Raw genomic sequence first — 23,186 nt, 5'->3', positions numbered from 1 at the left:
CGTCAGATCGCGGCAGTGACGATGATTTCCACGTCGTAATCCTGCGTGGCCAGTTTCGCCTCGCCGGTCCAGCGGGCGGGCGCATGGCCTTCGGCAACCCAGGCATCCCAGACGGCGTTCATCGCGGCGAATTGTGTGCTGATGTCCGAAAGCCAGATTTGCGCGGTCAGGATCTTGGTCTTGTCCGTGCCTGCCTCGGCCAGCAAGCTGTCGATCTGCGCCAGAATAGCGGCCGTCTGCTCGGACACAGTCGCCCCCGGCGTGCCGACCTGCCCCGCAAGATAGGCGATCCCGTTATGGATGACGAGCTGGCTCATGCGGGCGTTTGTATGGTGACGGGTGATCTCGGGCATGGTGGCCTCTTTCGTAAGTGAAGGGGGAATGGAGCGGGTGAAGGGAATCGAACCCTCGTATTCAGCTTGGGAAGCTGCTGCTCTACCATTGAGCTACACCCGCGCGCTGCAATCAGGTAATTGCGCCGCCCGCCGCCGTCAAGCGCCAATCACCGTCGGCCGCGTCTGCGCGGGCCGCGGTCGCCGCTTTGGTTGTGGTTGATCTGCGGGATCGTGACGATGGAATTGAGGATCGGGAAAGGTTCGACCGCGTTCGGGATGGCCGAGGCATTGACGAAATGTTCCTGAAAGCGCGGCTCGATCGCGGTCTCGATCTTATGGATCTGGCGCACGATGCTTTCGATCTCGCGTCGCGCGTCGGTGTTCAAGAGCGCGATCCGCGCGCCCGTGCCCGCGGCATTGCCCGCGCTGGTGACCTTGTCCAAAGGCGCATCCGGGATCATCCCCAGCACCATCGCATGTTTGGGGCTGATATGCGCGCCGAAAGCCCCCGCCAGCACCACGCGGTCCACCTTGTCCACGCCGAATTTGTCCATCAGCAGCCGTGCGCCGGAATAGAGGGCGGCCTTGGCCATCTGGATTTGCCGCACGTCGGTGTTGGTCACCGTGATCAGCGGGCCACCTGCCGCCGTGCCGTCATAGAGCAGATAGGAATTCGTGCGCCCGTCGGCAAAGCAATTGGGTGATCCGGTCTGGTCGGCTGACCCGATCAGCCCCGGCCCGTCGACGATGCCAGTCATGCGCATTTCGGCGATCACCTCGATGATGCCGGACCCGCAGATGCCGGTCACGCCGGTCTGGGCGATGGCCTCGGCGAAACCGTCCTCGTCCGACCAGATATCGCTGCCGATCACCTTGAAGCGGGGCAGTTTGGTGACAAGGTCGATTTCCACATGCTCGATGGCACCGGGGGCGGCACGCTGGCCCGAACTGATCTGCGCGCCTTCAAACGCGGGGCCTGTGGGGGATGAACAGGCCAGCACCTTTTCGCGGTTGCCGAGCAGGATTTCCGCATTGGTCCCGACATCGACGATCAGCACAAGGTCCTCGGATTTGTCGGGGGCTTCGGATAGGGCGACCGCTGCCGCATCCGCGCCGACATGGCCCGCGATGCAGGGCAGGATATAGACCCGCGCCGCCGGATGCAGGTTCAAATCCAGCTCCAGCGCGCGCAGCGACAAAGCATCCGACGTGGCCAGCGCAAAAGGCGCTTGCCCCAGTTCATAGGCGTCGATGCCCAGAAACAGGTGGTGCATGACCGGATTGCAGACAAAGACCGCATCGACGATCAGATCGCGGTCAATCTGCGCCTCTGACGCGATCTGCACGAACAGCGCGTTCATGCCTTCGCGCACGGCGCGGGTCATTTCCTCCGACCCCGTTGGGTTCATCATGCCGTAACTGACACGGCTCATCAGATCCTCGCCAAAGCGGATCTGGGGGTTCATAATGCCGGATGAGGCCACAACCTCGCCCGAGCGCAGATCGCACAGATGTGCGGCAATGGTGGTGGACCCCAGATCGACGGCAAGGCCATAGATCGTGCCTTCATAGAACCCCGGCCAGATCGCGATGATGCGCGGCGAAAACACCGCATCGCCCAGATGCACCGCGACGGTGACTTTCCATTCGCCTTTGCGCAGCGCCTTTTGCATGGTCCGCAGCACGCCCAAGTCAGCCTCGAGCGCGGGCAGGTCCCAGTCGCGGCGCAGTGCAATCACCAGCCGTTCCAGATCGCCCGAGGGGTCGTGCATGTCGGGTTCTTCGACCTCGACATAATAAAGCCGCGTGGACGGGTTCATCGTGATCTCGCGCACTTCGGCCCGTTTGCGCACGACCTGTTTATGCACCTGACTTTCGGCAGGTACGTCGATGACGACATCGCGCTGGATCGTCGCCTGACACCCAAGGCGTCGGCCCTGTTTCAGGCCACGGATGCTGTCATAGCGTTCCTCGACGCTGTTCCAGTCGGACAAAGCGTCGGGGGCGACGGTGACGCCGTGCTTGGAAAATTCGCCATAGGACGGCGTGATCTGGCATTTCGAACAGATGCCGCGCCCGCCGCAGACGGAATCAAGGTCCACCCCCAACTGCCGTGCCGCCGTCAGCACGGGCGTGCCGACAGGGAAATGCCCCCGTTTGCCGGAGGGAGTGAAAATCACAAGAGGGTCGGTGGTCATCGGGGGTGCCTTTATTGCCTCGCCCCTACATATCGCGCGCCGCAGCACAGGGAAGGGCGGTATCCGTCAATCCGTATGATAAGAGCGGCATGTCATGGTGGCGGGGTGATCCCCGACACTACCGCAGCATATCCGTCCCCCACAGCCAGACTGCCAAAGGTACCGGCGCCGTCGCAAGGGCAATGACCAAGAGTGTGGCGGGCGTGCTGAAGAGCCGGCTCAGCCCCGCGACCAGCATGATCCCCCCGCCACCGCCCACCGCGATATTGCCCGGCGTGTTGATCGCGATGGCAAGGGTCGCATAGCGGTATTTCACCACCAACGGCACCAGCCAGCGCGGCAGTTTGGCCTGCATCGCGGTCAATCTGTCGTTGCGCGGCACAGCGTCTATCCGTTCCAGCCAGCCCGCGATCCGGCGCAGACGCAGGTCCTGCAACTGGCGGATCAGCCAGAGCAGCGACACCGTTTGCCCCACGATGAACGCAAGCGTCAGCCCGCCGACCGTTGCGCCATAGACAAAAGGGGCGGCCGCTGCCCCTTGAACAATCAACAGCGCCACGCCGATTTCCACCCCCGGCACAAAAGGGATCGCGAGAAGCACGGCGTAAACAACCAGCACCGCCACGATCAACCCCGTCATCGCCCGTGCAGAGGCGTCGCTTTCCAAAAGCGCGATCTGCGCCTTCAGCCAGTCGAACCCCAATGCGGCCAACGCCACGCAGACCAGCACCAGCGCGAACCTGATCCCGAACCAGACAAGGCGGTTGCGCGGGCTGATGCTGTCGGAGGGGTCGTTCTTCGCCATGCCGCACCATGCGCGGGCGTCTTTGCCGCTTCAAGCGGTGATTTGACCTTTCGGCTGTGGCCTATCCATGCGATAGGGACGCGCCAACAGCCCTCGAACGGAGACAGGTTGATGGAGATTCGTGAAGCCCTGACATTTGATGACGTGTTGTTGGTCCCTGCGGCCTCGAGCGTGCTGCCATCAACGGCGGATACACGCACCCGCGTCACCAAATCCATCGCCATGAACATCCCCCTGTTATCGAGCGCCATGGACACCGTGACCGAGGCGCGCATGGCGATCGCCATGGCACAGGCGGGCGGCATCGGGGTCGTGCACAAGAACCTCAACATCGCGCAGCAGGCCGATGAAATCCGGCGCGTGAAACGCTTTGTCTCGGGCACCGTCTATAACCCGATTACCCTGCGCCCCGACCAGACGCTGGCCGATGCCAAGGACCTGATGGACCGCTACCGGATCACCGGATTTCCCGTCGTCGGGCCCGATGGACGTGTCGTGGGCATCGTGACAAACCGCGACATGCGTTTCGCGCAGGACGACAAGACCCCCGTCAGCGTGATGATGACCGCCGACAATCTGGCGATCCTGCGGGAACCCGCTGATCTCGACGAGGCGCGGTCCCTGATGCAGGCCCGTCGTATCGAAAAGCTGCTGATCACCGATGGCGAAGGCAAGCTGACCGGCCTTCTGACGCTGAAAGACAGCGAACAGGCCGTGCTGAACCCGATGGCCTGCAAGGACGCGCTGGGGCGCTTGCGGGTTGCCGCTGCGTCCGGCGTGGGCGATGCGGGGTTCGAGCGTTCGCAGGCGCTGATCGATGCAGGCGTCGATATGATCGTGATCGATACCGCGCATGGCCATTCCGAAGGGGTGGCGCGGGCGGTCGAACGGGTCAAGGCCCTGTCGAACGAGGTCCAGATCGTCGCGGGCAACATCGCCACAGGCGAGGCGGCACGCGCGCTGATCGGCGTGGGGGCCGATGCGGTCAAGGTCGGTATTGGGCCGGGGTCCATCTGCACCACGCGCATGGTCGCAGGTGTCGGCGTGCCGCAACTGACCGCGATCATGGATTGCGCGCAGGCCGCAGGCGACGTGCCGGTGATCGCCGATGGCGGCATCAAGTTTTCGGGCGATTTCGCTAAGGCGATTGCGGCAGGCGCATCCTGCGCCATGGTCGGCTCGATGATCGCAGGCACCGACGAAAGCCCGGGCGAAGTGATCTTGTACCAAGGGCGGTCGTTCAAGGCCTATCGCGGGATGGGTAGCCTTGGCGCGATGGCCAGCGGATCGGCTGACCGCTATTTCCAGAAAGAGGCCGCCAGCGACAAGCTGGTTCCCGAAGGCATCGAGGGTCAGGTGCCCTACAAAGGCTCGGCCCATGCCGTCGTGCATCAGCTGGTGGGCGGCTTGCGTGCCGCGATGGGTTATACCGGCTGCGCCACTGTCGAGGAAATGCGCAAGAACTGCACTTTCGTGCGGATCACGGGGGCAGGGCTGAAGGAAAGCCATGTCCATGACGTGCAGATTACCCGCGAAAGCCCGAACTACCGGGTCGGCTGATGACCCCCGGGGCGCGCGTTGCGGCCGCTATCACCGTGCTGGACCAGATCGGTGGCGGGGCCTTTGCCGAACAGGCGCTGACCGCATGGGCGCGCGCGAGCCGCTTTGCGGGGGCCAAAGACCGCGCCGCCGTGCGCGACCATGTCTTTGATGTGCTGCGCTGCCGGCGGTCGCTGGGGGATGGTGACGGGCGTGCGTTGATGCTGCGGCTTTTGCAGCGTGACGGAACTGATCTTTCATCCGTTTTCAATGGCTTGGGGCATGCTCCTGAGCCACTGTCGGAAGAAGAAGCCGCAGCACTTACCACGCCTCTGACACTGTCCGACGCGGCCGTCTGCGACCTGCCGGACTGGCTCTGGCCTGTGTGGCAGGCCAGTCTCGGCGCAGATGCCGTGCAGGCCGCGCAAGCGCAGCAGGCGCGCGCAGATGTGTTCCTCCGCGTGAACCAGCGACGTGCGACGCCAGACGCCGCCATGGCCGCACTCGCGCAGGACGGGATAACGGCAAAGCCGCATCCGGCGGTCGACGGCTGCCTGCGCGTGCTGGACAACGCCCGCCGGATCAGGACGGCCAAGGCCTATGAAACAGGGCTGGTCGAGCTGCAGGACGCAGCCTCGCAACGGGCGGTGCAGCTGGTGCCTGTCCCGCAGGGCGCGCGGGTGCTGGATTATTGCGCAGGCGGTGGCGGCAAGGCGCTGGCCTTCGCCGACCGCTATGATGCGACTGTTTGCGCGCATGACATCGCACCTGCACGGATGGCCGACCTGCCAGCACGCGCGGGGCGGGCAGGAGTAAAAATCAACATCCTTTCCACCGCGGAACTATCTGATATCGAACCATTTGATACTGTGTTTTGCGACGCGCCCTGTAGCGGCAGCGGCACCTGGCGGCGCAGCCCGGACGCGAAATGGCGGCTGACGCGTGACAGGCTGGCCGCGCTGACCGATATCCAGGATGATGTGATTGCGCGCGCTGCGGCGCTTGTCGGACCGCAAGGCAGGCTGGTTTATGCGACCTGTTCGGTGCTTCGGGACGAGAACGACAACGTCATCGCCCGCTTTTTGAACGCGCATCCGGAATGGTCCGTCGCCTTGCGCGATCAGGCACTGCCAGGGCCGGACGGCGACGGGTTTTTCCTTTGCAGTTTGCAGCGCTGATCAACCTTTAGTTGTTCTGCGGTTTGTGCTACGAATCTTTACGAAGATTTAGGACTTTTGGGCGATCTGTTGCGGTAACCGAGTAGCGAGGTAACCAGTGCCATCCAATCCGACGATCGCAAGGGCGACTGCCTCCGCGGCTGTCGGCATGGCGTTGGTGCCGTGGGTATTGGTTGCGGGAGTGCTGAGCCTGGTTGCGGCGCAGATGACTGCCGCAATGCCCGCACGGATCGGGATGATCACGGCAGGCGGTCTTTTGGTGTTGCTGGCAATGGGACTGGCAGGGCAGGCTGGCCTTGCACGGTGGCGATCGTGGCGGCTGGACACCACGGCCTTCAAGCTGGTACAGGACGATCCCGACAGCGCCTTTCTCACCGATAACGTCGGGCTGGTGCGCTATGCCAACAAGGCGGCTGTGCATCGCTTTGGCGATTGTTCGGGGCGCAGGCTTTCGGATCTGTTCGGCAGTGTCTTGGCCAATCCGCATCCCTTTCTGCAACGGCTGTCTCAAGCGGCGCATCTGACGGGGTCAAGCAAGGAAGACGTCGTAACCCGGCGGGGCCATTTCAGGCTAAGCGTGGTCGTGATCGGCCCCGGGCTGCGCCTGTGGCGGATGGATGATCTGGGTGATCATGCTGTGGGCGCGGCCCGCCAGCATGACAACCTGCCTTTGCCGATGCTCACGCTGGGGCCGGACAATGCGGTGCTGTATGTCAATGCCGCCTTGCGCGCATTGTTGGGCCAAAAAGTCGGGACGCTTGACGATCTGTTCAACGATCTGCCCTTGGCGCCGGGCCAGCGCCACATGCTCAAAACGGCGAAGGGCGCGCAACCTGTGATCGTGGCGCTGGCGGATGGCTGGGCGGGCGCCCGCGACGTCTATCTTCTGGCGGATCAGCGCGGTGACGGGCCGCGTTTCTTTACCGCCGGTTGGCATGCGATCGAGGATCTGCCGATTCCGCTGCTGAAAATCGCGCCTTCGGGCGAGATATTGGGCACCAACCGCGAATCGCGGCAGTTGCTACGGATCACCGATATCGACAAGCTCAAGCTGACGGATCTTCTGGAAGGCTTGGGCAGGCCGATCAACGACTGGCTGCGCGAGGCCTTTGAAGGGCGCAGTGGCCGCAGCCCGCAGTTTTTGCAGGGGCGGGGCCAAAGCCAGGACACATTCGTCCAGGTCACCTTGAACGCGGCGGGCGGCACGTCCGATCCGCATCTGATCGCGGTGCTTGATGACGTCACCGAACTCAAAACGCTCGAGGCGCAATTTGTCCAAAGCCAGAAAATGCAGGCGATCGGGCAGCTTGCCGGCGGCGTCGCGCATGATTTTAACAATCTTTTGACAGCGATTTCAGGGCATTGCGACCTTTTGTTGCTGCGCCATGACGAAGGTGACCAGAACTATAATGACCTGATCCAGATTCACCAGAACGCCAATCGCGCCGCCAGCCTTGTCAGGCAGTTGCTGGCCTTTTCACGCAAGCAGACGCTCCAGCCGGAGGTGATCGACCTGCGCGACACCTTGTCGGATCTGACGCATCTGCTGAACCGGCTGGTCGGGGAAAAGGTATCATTGACGCTGGACCATGACCCTGCGCTGTTGCCTATCCGGGCGGACAAGCGGCAGTTGGAACAGGTGTTGATGAACCTGATCGTCAACGCACGCGATGCGATGCAGGGGGCCGGCGAAATCCGCGTGGTGACGCAGAACCTGCGGCTGACCGACCCGATGGTCAAGGATCGTGCTGTTGTGCCGGTGGGGGATTATGTGCTGGTCAAGGTAATTGACCACGGCCATGGCATCAGCCCCGACAAACTGCCCAAGATTTTCGAACCCTTCTACACGACCAAGCGCCCTGGTGAGGGGACGGGTCTTGGCCTGTCAACCGCTTACGGGATCGTCAAACAGACCGGTGGCTATATTTTTGCCGACAGCGAACTGGGCACGGGTACGGAATTCACGCTGCTGTTTCCCGGCCATGACCGGCCTGTCGCCCCGCCTGCACCCGTGGAACCCGCGCGCCGCGAACCGCTGGCCAGCCCTGCGACCGGCGTCGTGCTGCTGGTCGAGGATGAAGCCCCTGTGCGCGCCTTTGCATCGCGCGCTTTGCGCCTGCGCGGCTATAGCGTTCTGGAGGCTGATTGTGCGGAGGCAGCGCTAGGGATGCTCGACGATCCTGCCTTGCTTGTGGACCTGTTCGTGACCGATGTCATCATGCCCGGGCTTGATGGGCCGACCTGGGTGCGCCAGGCGCTTCAGCAGCGCCCGGACACCAAGGTCGTGTTCATATCAGGCTATGCCGAAGATGCGTTCAGTGACGGTCAGTCCCAAATACCGAACGCAGTGTTCCTGCCAAAGCCGTTTTCGCTCAATGACTTGACGCAGACGGTCCAGTCCCAGCTGGACGAGACCATCCGCGCCTAGTGGCCCGCAGCCACCGGCGCCTGACCCAGTGCGACCAGATGTGCGGCCGACCCGGTCAGGGCGGCATAGTCATCCTCGATCACATGCACCGCGAAATTGCTCATGAAGCCTGCAAAGCGACCCTTGTCGCGGAACGCCTCGGCAAAGCCAAAGCGTGTCAGATGCGGCGCAAAGGCCCGCGCCACACCGCCCACCAGATAGACCCCGCCAAAAGGCAACTGGATCAGCGAAAGGTTGCCACACACCGTGCCAAGGATGCGGGTGAACAGGCGTGCTGCATCTACTGCGCGCGCATCGCTGCCATCGGCACAGGCGGCCATGATGTCTTGCGCTGCGGCCTCGCGCGGGTCGCCCGCCTCGGTGCCCAGAAAGGCATAGACCCGTTCCAGCCCGCGGCCCGACAGCACGTCTTCGACCGCAGGAAAGCCGTGGGCGGTCGATACGAACTGGCACAGGCGGAGTTCCATCTCGTTGCGGATCGGCAGGTTCGCATGGCCGCTTTCGGACGGCGTGACGATCCGGCTCCCCGGCAGATCAAAGACGGGGGCGGCGTTGAACCCTGTGCCGATGCCGATCACCAGCTTGGCCGCCTGCGGGGCTGCGTCCGCCGCTGGCAGGATGGTGCGGATATTGGCCGCGTCCAGATGGCCCAGCGCATGGCCCTGCGCCTGCAGGTCATTCAGGATGGCGACCGTTTCGGCCTTGGTCGCGCGCGCAAGCGTTGTCTTGTCGATGGTCCAGTCGAGGTTGGTCATCGTCGCGCGCCCGTCGCGCACCGGACCCGCCACCGCGACGCATGCAGCGATGGGATCAACCCCGCCTTCATCCGCGATGTAACGGCGCAGTACCGATTCGAGCCCCGGAAAATCGGCATTGGCATAGCGCCTGATCGTCGTTTCGATGATCCTGCGCCCGTCGGCCAAGGCGACACGCGTGTTGGTGCCACCAATATCGGCGACAAGGGCATAGCTGTTGGCGGGATGGGGCATAAAACTTCCTAGCGCGCGATGGCGGATTTGAGCGCGTGATAGGACGCTTTCGGCGTCCGCTTCAAGGTGTCGAAGTCGACATGGACCATCCCGAACCGTTTTTCATAGCCAAAGGCCCATTCGTAATTGTCCAGAAGTGACCAGTAAAAGAAGCCCTGGACATTGGCCCCCGCCGCGATGGCGCGCTGCGTGGCGGTGATGTGGTCGGACACGAATTGCGTGCGTTCGGGGTCGTAAACCGCGCCGTTTTCGACATGATCGTCCCATGCCATCCCGTTTTCGGTGACGAACAGCGGCAGATCGCCCACATAATCCCGCGCCAGCCGCGTCAGGAAGGATTGCAGCCCGTCGGGGTAAATCTCCCAGCCCATCTGGGTCTTGGCGCCCGGACCTTCGTAAGAGGCCAGATGTGGCCAAGGCTGTGCTGTATCTGTCGTGACCTGATGACGGGTGTAGTAATTGACGCCGAGAAAGTCGATTTTTTGGCTGATCTCGGCCATGTCGTCCTGCCAGCCTGCGGGCATATGGGCGGCGAAACCGTCCAGAGCCTCGGCAGGGTAGGTGCCTTTGGCGATCGCCTCGATGAACCAGCGGTTCATGATCGCGTCCCATGTGGCGACGGCCTTTGCCGCATCCGCACTGTTATCGAGCGGTTCGGTATGATCGAAATTCAGCACCACGCCGCAGTTCTGCATGCCCTTGGCGCGCAGCCGCGTCATCGCCATGCCGTGGGCCAGATTGATGTGATGCATCGCGCGGGCCGTGGCGCGGATGTCGCGCAGGCCGGGCGCATGATGGCCAAGGAAATGCGACAGATAGGCGACGCACCATGGCTCGTTGATCGTGGCGATGGCATGGACGCGGTCGCCGATGCGGTCGGTGATGACATCGGTGAAATCGGCAAAGGCGGCACATGTGTCGCGGTTGGTCCAGCCGCCCTGATCGGCCAGCGCGGACGGCAGTTCCCAATGATAGAGCGTCTGGAACGGCTTTAGCCCCCGCTCCAGCATCGCATCGACCAACCTGTCGTAGAAATCGAGGCCTGCGGGGTTCACCGTCCGCCCGTCAGGCATGACCCGCGCCCAGGATGTCGAAAAGCGGTAGGCATCCATGCCCGCATCGCGCAACAGGTCAAGGTCTTCGGCAAAGCGGTGGTAATGGTCGCAGGCCAATGCCCCGTTTTCAGCGCGCACCACGTTGCCCGGCGTGGCGGCGAACGTATCCCAATGGGTCGGGCCTGCGCCGCCGAACTGGTGTCCTTCGATCTGGTAGGCGGCCGTGGCGGCCCCGAACAGGAATCCGTCGGGAAAATCGCTGCGTTTGAAATCCATGTCAGTCCTTTCTGGGGGCAGGTCCGGTCGAGCGGCCTACCATCAATTCAGCTTCGAGAAGCACGTTCTGGTGCGGCAGGTCGGGGTCCGTGATCGCGCCGAGCAGGATTTCCGCAAGCCGCGCGCCTGCCGCCCGGACCGAGGACCGTGTCGCTGTAAAAATCGGGATTTCGTCGCCATTCTTGAGATAGGACAGATCATCGTCATGGGTGATGATCGACACATCGCGCCCCATGACCAGCCCCGCCTCTTCCACGGCGCGCCGCGCGCCCAGCGCAGAAATCAGCGACGCACAAAGCAGGGCCGTTGGCGGATTGGCGAGGGCCAGCATGTCGCGGGTGGACTGATAGCCGAAGACTTCGGTCATTTCGCTGGAGCGCATGATCGCGGGGTCGACGGGGATGCCTTTTTCCAGCAGTGCAATGGTATAACCGTCGCGCCGCCTGTGGGCGAAATCCATAAATTCCATTCCGTTGATCAGCCCGATCCGTGTATGCCCCAGATCCAGCAGGAAATCGGTCGCCCGCTGGAACGCATGCCGGTTGTTCACGTCAAGCCAAGTATAGGGCAGGGTGGCCCCCGACGACCGGCCATGCACCGCAAAGGGCAGGCCGATTTCGTGCAAGAGCTTGATGCGGCTGTCGTTCAGCCGAGGACCATGAACGACGACACCGTCCACCGCACGCCGCGCCTTGAGCCCGCGGTAAACCTGCTCTTCCTGCGCATCATCGGCGGTGCACAGAATCATTTCATAGCCGTGCCGCGCATAGGTGTCGCCTGCACCGGCAATAAAGTCGCCAAAGACCGGATTGACCATCTCGTGCTTGCTGGAAATCGGAATCACATGGCCGATAGCCAGCGCCTTGCCGGTCGCCAGCCCCTTGGCGCGGGTGCTGGGGCGGTAGTGATATTGCGCCGCTGCGCGTTCGACACGCAGGCGCGTGGCCTCGTTCACCTCGGGGTAGCCGTTTAGCGCGCGGCTGACGGTGGTTTGGCTCAGGCCCAGTTTCTGCGAGAGTTGTTTGAGGTTCATGGGCCTGACGCCCTCCAAAGCGCTATCAAATCGGCGATACGACTTATGCAAGACATTCTTTTGCCGCACCACCCGTAATCGTTTCAGTAACGCTGCGTTTGCCTAAATCCAAGTCATTTTTTCCAAAATGACAGCGTTATTGACAAGAACGAAACCTTGATTGACTGTAGCACCATCCAAAGCGCTTTGGGAATTGCGATTCCTCGGGCGTGGAAGAGCGAAAGACAAGGCCGGCACAGCGGGTGCCAACAAACGTACACGCCACGTTGGCGTGATTGGGAGGAGAATCTATGAAATTCAAACTGTATGCCAGCGTGGCAGCGGTTGCTTTGGGCAGCGCTGCGCAAGCCGAGCAAATCACCGTTTTCGGTCCATGGCTTGGCCCGGACCAGGCCAATGTCGAGCAGGTGCTGGCTGCCTTCGCCGAGGCGACTGGCCATGACGTGCGCTACACCGGGTCTGACAGCTTCGAGCAGCAGATCGTTATCGACGCCGAGGCAGGCTCTGCCCCCAATGTCGCAGTGTTCCCGCAGCCCGGTCTGGCCGCCGACATGGCGCGCCGCGGCTTCCTGACACCGCTGCCCGCAGGCACCGGCGACTGGTTGCTGGAAAACTACGCTGCTGGTCAGTCCTGGGTCGATCTGGGCACCTACACCAGCCCCGAAGGCAACCCCGAGCTTTACGGCTTTTTCTACAAGGTCGATGTGAAGTCGCTGGTCTGGTACAACCCCGAGAACTTCGAGGATGCGGGCTATGAAGTGCCGCAGACCATGGAAGAGCTGATCGCGCTGTCCGAACAGATCGTCGCAGACGGCGGCACGCCGTGGTGCATCGGTCTGGGGTCGGGGGGTGCTACCGGCTGGCCGGCGACCGACTGGGTCGAGGATATGATGCTGCGCACACAGCCGCCCGAAGTCTATGACGCATGGGTCAGCAACGAACTGCCGTTCGATGCACCAGAAGTTGTCAACGCGATCGAACAATTCGGCTTGTTTGCCCGTAATGACGCCTGGGTCGCCGGTGGGTCCGGTGCTGTCGCTACGACCGATTTCCGCGACAGCCCGCGCGGCCTGTTCGACAGCCCGCCCCAGTGCTACATGCACCGTCAGGCGTCGTTCATTCCTGCCTTCTTCCCTGAAGGGACCGAAGTGGGCGCGGATGCCGATTTCTTCTACTTCCCCGCGTATGAATCCGAAGACCTTGGCTCGCCTGTTCTGGGTGCCGGCACACTCTGGGCCATCACCAACCCAAGCGATGCAGCCAACGACCTGATCGAGTTCCTCAAGACTCCCGAGGCACACGAGATCTGGATGGGTCTGGGTGGCTTCCTGACACCGCATACCGGCGTGGACAATGCCGCTTTTGGTGACCCGACGCTGGCCAACATGAACGACATCCTGTTGGGCGCGACCACCTTCCGCTTTGACGCATCCGACCTGATGCCGGGCGCTGTGGGTGCGGGCTCGTTCTGGACCGGCATGGTCGATTATGCCGGTGGTGCCGATGCGGCTACAGTCGCTGCTGGCATTCAGGCATCATGGGACGCGATCCAGTAAGCTGATCCTGTCTTGAATTCCGGGTGATCCGGCCTGTGGGCCGGGTCACCTGCACGATCAGGCAGCCCAAGGGGAGGGGACCATGAATCCTGCATTACAGGGTCTTGTGACGATCATCATCGGTGTCGGTGGCTGCGTCGCTTATTTTTACTTTTCCAACCAGTTTCTGGACAAGGTGCTGCTGCCCGCGAAGGGAGCCAACGCAGGCCGCAATATCAACCGTGCCAACCTGATCCGGCCGTGGTTGTTCCTGTTTCCCGCAATTTTTGCGCTTGGCCTGTATCTGGCCTATCCGGTCGTCGCGACCCTGTGGTATTCGCTGACCGACCGCAATCAGGGCGGCGCTTTCGTCGGCCTTGCCAATTACCAGCGCATGATGGCCGAACCCAAATTCTGGGAAGCCCTGCGCAATAACATGCTCTGGCTGATCATCGTGCCCGCCGCATCGACCGCCTTTGGTCTGCTGGCAGCCCAGCTGACCGACCGTATCAAATGGGGCGCTATCGCCAAATCGCTGATCTTCATGCCGATGGCGATTTCCTTTGTGGGTGCCTCGGTGATCTTCAAGCTGATCTATGACACGCGGCCCGTGGATCAAAACCAGATCGGCGCGCTCAACGCGCTGTGGCTGCAATTCGACGGCGGGATCGGGTCGTTCCTGATCCTACGGCTGTTGCCCGGTGCGCTGATGATCTCGGCGGCGGCGCTGGCGCTGTTTCTGGCCTATACCAATGTGCAGGCGATCCGCGAAAAAGGGGCCAGCGCCAATGCCGCGCTGCGCGCCGTGTTCATCGCGGTGCTGGCCTATGTGGCCTATTCGGCGCTTGGGCTTGCTTACGGCGCCTTCACCAATGTCCATCCTTACGGCGTGCCGCAGACTTGGCTGACCATTCCGGGGTGGAATTCGTTTTTGCTGATGGTCGTGCTGATCTGGATCCAGACGGGGTTCGCCATGGTGATCCTGTCCGCCGCCCTGCGCGGCATCCCCGAAGAAACGATCGAGGCGGCCATCGTTGACGGTGCGAACCCGTTTCAGGTGTTCTTCAAGATCAAGATGCCGCAGATCGCGGGTACAATTGTTGTGGTCTGGACTACGATCACGCTGGTCGTGCTCAAGGTCTTTGACATCGTGTTTGCCATGACCAACGGGCAATGGGAAACGCAGGTGCTGGCCAATTACATGTTCGACAAACTGTTCCGCGCCTCTGACTGGGGTGTGGGGTCGGCCTCTGCCATGGTGATCATGCTGCTGGTCAGCCCGATCCTTGTCTGGAACGTCTATAACGCCCGCAAGGAGATGCGCTGATGGATAACATTGCAGGACGCACATCCGCGCTGAACTGGATCGTGCAGATTTCTGTCGTCGCACTTGTGGCGCTGTGGCTGTTCCCGACCGTGGGGCTGCTGGTGTCGTCGTTCCGCACGGCGGACCAGATTTCAGGGTCCGGCTGGTGGGGGGCACTGACGGCCAGCGAACAGAACCTGACGCTGCGCACGGCCAACCCCGGCGATGACGGCGCGCAGATGCTCGTAAACGGGGTCTATACCGTGCAAGGCCAGCTTTTCGGTGACGGCTCCGAGGCGGAAATCAGCGCTTGGGGCACATCGTCGCTGCGGATCAGCGAATTCGCACCCGGCGACACGGCGGAACTCTCGGACGGAGAGACCCTGACCGTGCAGGCCGATGGCGCCTATGTCTGGACCAGCCCAGAGGAGCTATCGGGCCGCGGCCAGCGTATTTTTGCCACCGCCACGACACCGCCCGAATTCACCTTGCAGAACTACAACCGCGTTCTGTTCAGCGGTGATCGCACCGACGGGATGACGCGGGCGTTCTTCAACACGCTGACCGTGACGATCCCCGCGACGATCATCCCCATCGTCATCGCAGCCTTCGCCGCCTATGCGCTGGCGTGGATGGATTTTCCGGGCCGCGCATTGCTGATTGCGGCGGTCGTCGGCCTGCTCGTCGTGCCGCTGCAACTGGCGCTGATCCCGCTGTTGCGCCTGCATCTCGAAATCGGGATCGGCAAGGGGTATCTGGGCACATGGCTTGCGCATACGGGGTTCGGGCTGCCGCTCGCTATATATCTCTTACGCAACTACATGGTCGGTCTGCCGCGCGACATTATCGAGAATGCAAAAGTCGATGGCGCGACCGATTTCCAGATCTTCACCAAGATCATCCTGCCGCTGTCGTTTCCCGCACTGGCCAGTTTCGCGATCTTCCAGTTCCTGTGGACATGGAACGATCTGCTGGTCGCCAAAGTGTTCCTGATCGACGCGACGGGGGAAACCACCGTGATGACCAACCAGATCGTCGAATTGCTCGGCACACGGGGCGGCAACTGGGAAATCCTTGCCACGGCGGCTTTCGTGTCGATAGCTGTGCCGCTGGCAGTCTTTTTCGCAATGCAACGCTATCTGGTGCGCGGACTGCTCGCCGGATCGGTGAAGTAACAATCAATCGAGGTATGGCGGTCCGGCGTTACCGGGCCGTCTCTAAACAGGACAAGACACTATGACGGCATTGGCCACAAACACCGAAATGGCGGTGAACAAGGATTGGTGGCGCGGTGCGGTGATCTATCAGATCTATCCGCGCAGTTATCAGGACAGCAACGGCGACGGCATCGGCGACCTTCTGGGGATCGTGCAGCGCCTGCCTTACATCGCCTCTCTGGGCGTGGACGCGATCTGGATTTCGCCTTTCTTCACCTCGCCGATGAAGGATTTCGGCTATGACGTCAGCGATTACTGCGACGTTGATCCGATGTTCGGCAGCCTTGCCGATTTTGACGCCGTGGTGGAAACCGCGCACCGCCTTGGCATCCGTGTGATGATCGACCTTGTGCTGTCGCACACCAGCGACCAGCATCCGTGGTTCGCCGAAAGCCGCGCCAACCGTACGAATGACAAATCCGACTGGTATGTCTGGGCCGATCCCAAACCCGATGGCACCGCGCCCAACAACTGGCTGTCGATCTTCGGCGGATCGGCGTGGCAGTGGGATGCGCGGCGCGAACAGTACTACCTGCACAACTTTCTGGTGTCACAGCCCGACCTGAACTTTCACAACATGGCGGTGCAGGACGCGCTGCTGGATGTGGCGCTATTCTGGCTGAACCGCGGATGTGATGGCTTCCGGCTGGATACGATCAACTTCTACATGCATGACGCGGAATTGCGCGACAATCCGCCCCTGCCCAAGGAAAAGCGCAACGCCAATATCGCGCCTTCGGTGAACCCCTATAACCATCAGGAACACCTTTACGACAAGAACCACCCCGACAACGTCAAGTTTCTGGCGCGTCTGCGGGCCTTGATGGAACCTTACGGCGCCGCCGCCGTGGGCGAGGTGGGCGATGCCCAGCGCGGGCTCGAGATTATGGGCCAGTATACCGCCGGCACCGATCTGATGCAGATGTGCTATGCCTTCGAATTTCTGGCCAAGGACAAACCGACCGCCGCGCGCATCGTCGATGTCATGCGTCAGGTTGACGAGGTCGCTGGCGACGGCTGGGCCTGTTGGGCCTTTTCCAACCACGACGTCGTGCGCCATGCCACGCGTTGGGACCTGCCACCCGGTGGCCAGCGGATGTTCGTCAGCTTGCTGATGTCGCTGCGCGGATCGGCCTGCATCTATCAGGGCGAGGAACTGGGCCTGCACGAGGCCGATGTCGCCTTCGAGGACCTGCAAGATCCTTACGGCATCGAATTCTGGCCCGAGTTCAAAGGCCGTGACGGGTGCCGCACACCGATGGTCTGGGACCGCGACAACCATAACGGCGGGTTCAGTGTCGGGCGCCCGTGGTTGCCTGTCCCGTCCGAACATCTGGGCCTGTCGGTCGCCGCACAAGAGGATGAACCCGGCGCGCTGTTGCACCATTACCGCCGCGCCATCGCGTTCCGGCACAGCCACCCCGCTCTTAGCGTGGGGTCGCATGACAAGTTGCAGGCGCAGGGTGACGTGATCTACTTTACCCGCACATCGGGTGACCAGACGATTTTCTGCGCGTTCAACGTCAGCGACACGCCGTCCGATTTCACGCCGCCCGCGGGCGACTGGACTCCGATCGGGGCCGAACTGGGCAGCGCGCATATCTCGGCAGACGGCAAATTGCATTTTGGTCCGTGGCAGGTGTGCTTCGCGCTCAAAAGATAAGGCAAGTTAAGGGGAGTGAGACATGGCTGAACTGAAACTGACGGAGGTCGCCAAGACCTATGGCGGGACTGTTGATGTTCTCAAGAACATCAACCTCGATATCAAGAAAGGCGAGTTGATCGTCTTTGTGGGGCCGTCAGGGTGCGGGAAATCGACACTGCTGCGCATGATCGCGGGTCTGGAAAAGATCACGGGCGGCGAATTGCAGATCGACGGGCAGGTCGTCAACGACGTGCCCCCCGCACAGCGTGGCATCGCGATGGTGTTCCAGTCCTATGCGCTTTATCCGCATATGACGGTGCGCGAAAACATGTCCTTTGCCCTGAAACTCGCCAAGAAATCCAAAGCCGAGATCGACGCCGCCGTGAACCGCGCAGCCAAGATCCTGCAACTGGACGAATATCTTGATCGTCTGCCCAAGGCCCTGTCCGGCGGGCAGCGCCAGCGCGTTGCCATTGGGCGGTCTATCGTGCGCGATCCCAAGGTCTATCTTTTCGACGAACCTCTGTCGAACCTCGACGCCGCCTTGCGGGTGGCCACGCGGATCGAGATCGCCCAGCTCAAGGAATCGATGCCCGACAGCACGATGATCTACGTCACCCATGATCAGGTCGAGGCGATGACGCTCGCGACCCGTATCGTTGTGCTCGCCAACAAGGGGATCGCGCAGGTCGGCACGCCGTTGGAGCTTTATGAACGGCCAGAGAACGAATTTGTGGCCCAGTTCATCGGCAGTCCTGCCATGAACCTGCTTGCAGGCGAGATTGTGGGCACGGGGGCCGTCACCAAGATCAAGCTGCACGGCGGTGGTACGGTCACTTCCGCCGCACCCACACGTGACAGCGACATGGGTTTGCAGGTCAACGTCGGCATCCGCCCCGAGGATATGATCGAAACCGCGGGCGAGGATTATGCCTTTGAAGGCAAGGTCAACATCACCGAAGCCCTGGGCGAGGTGACACTTCTCTACTTCGATAAGGTCGGCGATAATGCCGCCGTGATCGGCAAACTGCCCGGCATCCACGCCGATCTGCGCGGAAAATCGGTGCGCATGGCCGCCAGCCCCGACAAGGTACAGGTGTTTCTGAACGGCCAGTCGCTTTACTATCGCTGACGGCTTGCCAGTGTCGCGCCGATGTGATCGCATCGGCGCGGAAACTGGCCGGAGCCTGCGATGCAAACCCCTGAAAACCGTCTGAAAACAGCCCTTGTCGCGGGACAGGTGCAATATGGCATATGGCTCTCGACCGGATCGGCGCAGCTTGCGGAAATGGCGGGGCTGGCCGGTTTTGACTGGTGCCTGATCGACGCCGAACACGGGCCGAATGCGTCGACCGGCCTGATCCCGCAGTTGCAGGCACTGGCCGCCACGGACACGAGTCCGGTCGTGCGCATCGCCAGCGCCGAGGTCTGGATGGTCAAGCAGGTGCTCGACCAGGGCTGCCAGACCGTGCTGGTCCCGATGGTAGATGATGCGGCAACCGCCGCGCTGATGGCGCGCGCCATGCGCTATCCGCCTGACGGCATCCGCGGCATGGGCGCGTCATCTGCCCGCGCCTCGGGCTATGGCAGCATCAAGGATTACGCAAAGACTGCCAATGCGCAGGTCTGCCTGCTGGTGCAGGCCGAAAGCCGCGCTGCACGCGACAACGTCGACGCCATCGCAAACACGGACGGGGTGGACGGTGTCTTTGTCGGCCCCGCCGATCTGTCCGCCGACATGGGCTATCCCGGCCAGCCTGACCACGCGGAGGTCGTCGCGGCCATCGACCATATCATCGCGCGCACGCTGGCCGCGGGCAAGATCGCGGGCATCATCACCTTCGATGAAACCCGCGTGGCGGCGCAACTGGCCAAAGGCGTGACCTTCATGGGCGTCAGCAGCGATGTCACGCTGTTGAACACTGCCCTGCGCGGTCTGGCAGGAAGGCTCAAACCCTCATCGTTAGAGTAAAAACATCCCCGCCGGAGGCTTAAAAGTTATTTGCGCCGCCGCCCGGTCCGCGCCCGGCCTTCGCCTTCTTTCACCGGCGCGCGGTTGAACCTGATCCATTCCGCGCCCGATGGGTCCTGATCCATCAGGAAATTCGCGGCACGGATTGCCTCCATCTCCTTGCCCGCGCGCGGCAGGGTGGACCCCATGCCAAACAGGGTGACGAAGGTTTCATCATCCAGATCCTCGGGCAGGATGATCCCCGCCGCCAGCACCTCGGCGCGTTTTTCGGCGATCTTCAAGGGCCCGATGGGGAGTGCGACAGGGTTCATGATCGCCGATGTCATGCCGGCGGTCATCGCCATCGGCAGGAAGGCATTGTTGATCCCGTGCCGGTTGGGCAGGCCGAAACTGATGTTGGAGGCACCGCAGGTCGTGTTGACGCCCAGTTCCTCGCGCAAGCGGCGCACAAGCGTGAACACCTGCAAACCGGCGGTCCCCATCGCGCCAATCGGCATGACCAGAGGATCGACCACGATATCATGCGCGGGAATGCCGTAATCGGCGGCGCGTTCGACGATCTTTTTGGCGACAGCGAACCGCACATCGGGGTCTTCGGAAATCCCGCTGTCGTCATTGGAAATCGCCACCACCGGCACGTTGTATTTCTTGACCAGCGGCAGGACGAGTTCCATCCGCTCTTCCTCGCCGGTGACGGAGTTCAGCAGGGGGCGCCCTTCGGCGGCGGCCAGCCCGTTTTCCAAGGCCCCCGGCACAGAGGAATCAATGCACAGCGGCACATCGACGACCGCCTGCACGCGGCGGATCAGTTCTGTCATCAAGGGCGGTTCGACGAAATTGTTGTCGGCGTAGCGTGGGTCCTCGGCCATCTTGTTGGAAAAGACAGCGCCCGAATTGATGTCCAGCACCGTCGCACCGGCGGCGACCTGCGCGATGGCATCAGCCTCGACCCGCGAAAAATCGCCGCGTTCCAACTCCTCGGCGAGGATTTTACGCCCCGTGGGGTTGATCCGTTCGCCAATCACGCAGAACGGCTGGTCAAAGCCGATGATGGCGGTCTTGGTCTTGGATTCGACGATAGTGCGGGTCATGAAAGGTCCTTAGCGTTGCGAGGCGGGCAGGGCAGAGGCCCCGCCGTTGTCGATGGCCCATTGTGCGTTGGTCTTGATCCCGCCCAGCGGGAAGAAATGCACATGGGTGATGTTGAAATCGGGGTTGGCGGCCTTGTGCGCGGCAAGGGCTGCGACCACCTCCGTCGGCTCGTAGGGCAGCAGAAGCTTGGTCACATCCATCGCCCGCTTTTGCAAGACCCGCAGCGACGGGCCGACCCCGCAGGCGATGGCGAATTTAATGAGCGTCTGCAATTTCGCAGGCCCCGCGATACCGATATGGATCGGGATGGTGATGCCCGCATCGCGCAAGGCATCGGCCCATGCGATGATCGGCCCCGCCTCGAAGGCGAATTGCGTGGCCAGCGCCATCTGCGCATCGGTGGTCTCATTGAAGCGCTGTTTCCAGCGCAGGGCGTCCATCACGTTGCGGTCGCTGCCGTCGGGGTCGATATCGCGGTTGCCCTCGGGGTGACCTGCAACATGCAGACGCTTGAAATCGCGAAACAATCCGCTTTCCATCAATTGCATGGATGAATGAAATTCGCCCGCAGGCTGTGCCACGCCGCCCGCCAGCAACAGCGCCTGATCGACGCCCGCCTCGCCCTGATATCGCGCGATCCAGTCGGCGAGCGTGGCGCGGTCCTTGATGATCCGCGCAGGGAAATGTGGCATGACCTTGTAGCCGTCACTGGCCAGTCTGCGGGCGGTGGCGACCATGTCATCAATCGGCGTGCCGTCGATATGGGCGATATAGACGCGCGTGCCTTCGGGCAGCAGATCGCGAAAATTCTCGACCTTCTCAGCGGTGCGGGGCATCACCTCGATCGAATAGTCGCGCAGGAAATCCGCGATGGCGGCATTGCCCTTCGGTGCCTCTGGTTCCTTGGATTTGAAAAATGGCAAAAGCGACATCAGGGTCTCCTTCAGGCGGCGGGCGGGATCAGGCCCAGCCGTCATTTGCAATCAACGCTTTGATCCGGTCCTGATCGTAATCAGCGACGATCCTTGCAACGGCGGCTTCGGCGGCTTCGGCATCGGTGCCGTCAGCCACAAAAGGTTCGGCCTTGCGGAAGCCGGACATATATTCGTCCGATTGCGCGGCCCCCGATTTCATCGCCGCGCGGTCGATGGCCTGTTCGAACCGTTCGGGCAGGGGCAGCTTGGTGCCGCGGCGTCCGCGCCCGACAATGACCTGCGCGGGAATGTCGCGCCAGTAAACGATGGTGACGTCAGCCATGTGATTCCCCCAAGAGCCTCTGTAGCGTTTCTAGCATCGCGCGGCGACATGCGGGGTCGGATTTCGACATCACGCACGCGGTCCGCGACGGGCGACGGCGTCCTGCGATATTTTCGCACAAGCCGCGCTGCGCGGGCAGTTGGGCTTGTCTTGTGACCATGGGCAGCATACGTTTGGGTTAACTCGAAATGGAGGGCGCACAATATGACGCCCAAGCGTCCCAAAGGTGCGGGCGCGTTCCCGAAAGCGGTCGATAGCCCCGCGCCACAACAAGCCGATCCGGCCACGCTTTATGCGGCGCTGGACCTTGGCACAAATTCTTGCCGGATGCTGATTGCCCAGCCGAAGGGCAGCCAGTTCCATGTCGTGGACAGTTTTTCAAAATCTGTCCAGCTTGGCCAAGGCCTTGAAAGCACAGGACGTTTGTCGCGTGCTTCGATGAACCGCACGATTTCGGCCATGCGCATCTGCCGCGAGAAACTGCATCGCCACGGTGTTACTCGGATGCGGCTTGTCGCGACCGAGGCCTGCCGGCGTGCCTTGAACGGCCAACATTTCGTGGCCCAGGTGCGGCGGGAGACCGGCCTGAACCTCGAGATCATCCGCCCCGAGGAAGAAGCGCGTCTGGCCGTGATCTCCTGCGCGCCATTGGTCAGCGTGAACACTGAACAACTGCTGGTCGTGGACATCGGCGGCGGGTCGACTGAGCTTGTCTGGATTGACCTCAGCAATGTGCCCAAACGCGAACGCCCCCGCGCGATCATGCGGTTGCATGCGGGGTTCAAATCCGACCCCGGTCCCTTTGCCGCCGCCAAGGTGGTGGACTGGATTTCGGTGCCGCTTGGCGTGGCGACCTTGCGCGACCAGTTCGGCGATGTGGAGGACGATGCCGCGCGGTTCGCGCTGATGAGCTGGTTTTTCGAGGAGAACCTCGAGGCTTTTGCGCCATCGGCCGCCGCCCAAGCGCGCGAAGGGTTCCAGATCATCGGGACGAGCGGCACGGTCACGACCGTTGCGGCCAGCTATCTGGGGCTGAAACGCTATGACCGGACCAAGGTGGATGGGCTGCGCATGACATCCGACCAGATCGACGCCGTGATCCGCGATTACCTGACGCTGGGGCCTGACGGGCGCCGCGCCGACCCGCGGATCGGGCGCGACCGGCAGGCGCTGATCATGTCAGGGGCCGCGATTTTGCAGACATTGATGCGGCTTTGGCCGACCGACCGGCTGTCGGTGGCGGACCGTGGCTTGCGTGAAGGGTTGCTTTATGCCCAGATGTCCGCCGATGGGGTCTTGGAAGACGCCCCGTTTTAAGGGTAAAGC

Annotated in this window: 19 protein-coding genes and 1 tRNA gene; 10 read left to right on the top strand and 10 right to left on the bottom strand. The window is 62.2% G+C overall.

Translation table 11 applies throughout. The features are described from left to right. Window positions 1-2: 2 nt before the first annotated feature. From VCK47_RS02760 to VCK47_RS02745, 4 genes are all read right to left on the bottom strand, one after another. Window positions 3-353, bottom strand: a complete 351-nt coding sequence (locus tag VCK47_RS02760; protein ID WP_322889193.1) for a RidA family protein — start codon at window positions 351-353, stop codon at window positions 3-5. A gap of 29 nt (window positions 354-382) precedes the next feature. Beyond that, window positions 383-456 (bottom strand) — tRNA-Gly (locus tag VCK47_RS02755). Between the two features lie 46 nt (window positions 457-502). Further along, window positions 503-2,533: an ASKHA domain-containing protein gene (locus VCK47_RS02750; protein ID WP_322889192.1), complete on the bottom strand. Its 2,031-nt coding sequence runs from the start codon at window positions 2,531-2,533 to the stop codon at window positions 503-505. A gap of 118 nt (window positions 2,534-2,651) precedes the next feature. Further along, complete coding sequence (locus tag VCK47_RS02745) at window positions 2,652-3,338, bottom strand: hypothetical protein (protein WP_322889191.1); 687 nt, start codon at window positions 3,336-3,338, stop codon at window positions 2,652-2,654. A 111-nt stretch (window positions 3,339-3,449) separates the two neighbouring features. On the opposite strand from VCK47_RS02745, the gene guaB reads away from it, so the two are divergent. The 3 genes from guaB (at window position 3,450) to VCK47_RS02730 (ending at window position 8,483) form a co-directional block, all read left to right on the top strand. Next, window positions 3,450-4,898, top strand: coding sequence for an IMP dehydrogenase (gene guaB, locus VCK47_RS02740; RefSeq protein ID WP_322889190.1), 1,449 nt, complete (start codon window positions 3,450-3,452; stop codon window positions 4,896-4,898). Beyond that, window positions 4,898-6,055 (top strand): RsmB/NOP family class I SAM-dependent RNA methyltransferase, encoded by a 1,158-nt coding sequence (locus VCK47_RS02735; RefSeq protein ID WP_322889189.1) that lies wholly within the window; start codon window positions 4,898-4,900, stop codon window positions 6,053-6,055. Before guaB ends, VCK47_RS02735 begins: the two co-directional genes overlap by 1 nt. Before the next feature lie 217 nt (window positions 6,056-6,272). Next, complete coding sequence (locus VCK47_RS02730) at window positions 6,273-8,483, top strand: ATP-binding protein (RefSeq protein WP_322889188.1); 2,211 nt, start codon at window positions 6,273-6,275, stop codon at window positions 8,481-8,483. On the opposite strand, the gene VCK47_RS02725 is transcribed toward VCK47_RS02730, so the two are convergent. The 3 genes from VCK47_RS02725 to VCK47_RS02715 are packed head-to-tail and all read right to left on the bottom strand — an operon-like array spanning window position 8,480 to window position 11,836. Next, window positions 8,480-9,472 carry a glucokinase gene (locus VCK47_RS02725; protein ID WP_322889187.1) on the bottom strand — a complete coding sequence of 331 codons (993 nt, stop codon included), beginning with the start codon at window positions 9,470-9,472 and terminating at the stop codon, window positions 8,480-8,482. The genes VCK47_RS02730 and VCK47_RS02725 overlap by 4 nt on opposite strands. A gap of 8 nt (window positions 9,473-9,480) precedes the next feature. Next, window positions 9,481-10,803, bottom strand: coding sequence for a GH1 family beta-glucosidase (locus tag VCK47_RS02720; RefSeq protein WP_322889186.1), 1,323 nt, complete (start codon window positions 10,801-10,803; stop codon window positions 9,481-9,483). Window position 10,804: 1 nt separating this feature from the next. Then, window positions 10,805-11,836 (bottom strand): substrate-binding domain-containing protein, encoded by a 1,032-nt coding sequence (locus VCK47_RS02715; protein ID WP_322889185.1) that lies wholly within the window; start codon window positions 11,834-11,836, stop codon window positions 10,805-10,807. 290 nt (window positions 11,837-12,126) lie between these two features. Between VCK47_RS02715 and VCK47_RS02710 the strand changes: the two genes are divergently transcribed. The 6 genes from VCK47_RS02710 (at window position 12,127) to VCK47_RS02685 (ending at window position 19,511) form a co-directional block, all read left to right on the top strand. Continuing rightward, window positions 12,127-13,392, top strand: coding sequence for an ABC transporter substrate-binding protein (locus VCK47_RS02710; protein ID WP_322889184.1), 1,266 nt, complete (start codon window positions 12,127-12,129; stop codon window positions 13,390-13,392). Between the two features lie 82 nt (window positions 13,393-13,474). Then, on the top strand, window positions 13,475-14,698 hold the full coding sequence (locus VCK47_RS02705) for a sugar ABC transporter permease (protein WP_322889183.1): 1,224 nt from the start codon (window positions 13,475-13,477) through the stop codon (window positions 14,696-14,698). After that, window positions 14,698-15,852, top strand: a complete 1,155-nt coding sequence (locus VCK47_RS02700) for a carbohydrate ABC transporter permease (RefSeq protein WP_322889182.1) — start codon at window positions 14,698-14,700, stop codon at window positions 15,850-15,852. Before VCK47_RS02705 ends, VCK47_RS02700 begins: the two co-directional genes overlap by 1 nt. Before the next feature lie 88 nt (window positions 15,853-15,940). Next, entirely contained in the window at window positions 15,941-17,557 is a 1,617-nt protein-coding gene (locus VCK47_RS02695) for an alpha-amylase family glycosyl hydrolase (protein ID WP_322890012.1), read from the top strand. 22 nt (window positions 17,558-17,579) lie between these two features. Continuing rightward, window positions 17,580-18,671 (top strand): sn-glycerol-3-phosphate ABC transporter ATP-binding protein UgpC, encoded by a 1,092-nt coding sequence (locus tag VCK47_RS02690; RefSeq protein ID WP_322889181.1) that lies wholly within the window; start codon window positions 17,580-17,582, stop codon window positions 18,669-18,671. Window positions 18,672-18,731: 60 nt separating this feature from the next. Then, complete coding sequence (locus tag VCK47_RS02685) at window positions 18,732-19,511, top strand: HpcH/HpaI aldolase/citrate lyase family protein (RefSeq protein ID WP_322889180.1); 780 nt, start codon at window positions 18,732-18,734, stop codon at window positions 19,509-19,511. Between the two features lie 26 nt (window positions 19,512-19,537). Here the strand turns inward: VCK47_RS02685 and VCK47_RS02680 are convergent, their stop codons facing one another. Genes VCK47_RS02680 through VCK47_RS02670 form a run of 3 tightly spaced genes read right to left on the bottom strand, consistent with a single transcriptional unit; the run spans window position 19,538 to window position 21,860 of the window. After that, the gene (locus VCK47_RS02680; RefSeq protein WP_322889179.1) at window positions 19,538-20,602 is read right to left on the bottom strand and encodes a methyltetrahydrofolate cobalamin methyltransferase; all 1,065 of its coding nucleotides are present in this window, start codon (window positions 20,600-20,602) and stop codon (window positions 19,538-19,540) included. Between the two features lie 9 nt (window positions 20,603-20,611). Next, a complete protein-coding gene (locus VCK47_RS02675; protein WP_322889178.1) occupies window positions 20,612-21,535 on the bottom strand; it encodes a methylenetetrahydrofolate reductase in 924 nt (307 codons plus the stop codon). A 28-nt stretch (window positions 21,536-21,563) separates the two neighbouring features. Beyond that, complete coding sequence (locus VCK47_RS02670) at window positions 21,564-21,860, bottom strand: virulence factor (protein WP_322889177.1); 297 nt, start codon at window positions 21,858-21,860, stop codon at window positions 21,564-21,566. 204 nt (window positions 21,861-22,064) lie between these two features. Here VCK47_RS02670 and VCK47_RS02665 point away from each other — a divergent pair, with 204 nt between their 5' ends. Continuing rightward, window positions 22,065-23,177: a Ppx/GppA phosphatase family protein gene (locus tag VCK47_RS02665; RefSeq protein ID WP_322889176.1), complete on the top strand. Its 1,113-nt coding sequence runs from the start codon at window positions 22,065-22,067 to the stop codon at window positions 23,175-23,177. The last annotated feature ends 9 nt before the right edge of the window (window positions 23,178-23,186 follow it).

It is taken from the genome of Yoonia sp. 72 (assembly GCF_034652275.1).
Classification (GTDB): Bacteria; Pseudomonadota; Alphaproteobacteria; order Rhodobacterales; family Rhodobacteraceae; genus Yoonia.
This window is presented reverse-complemented; position numbering and strand designations above follow the sequence as displayed.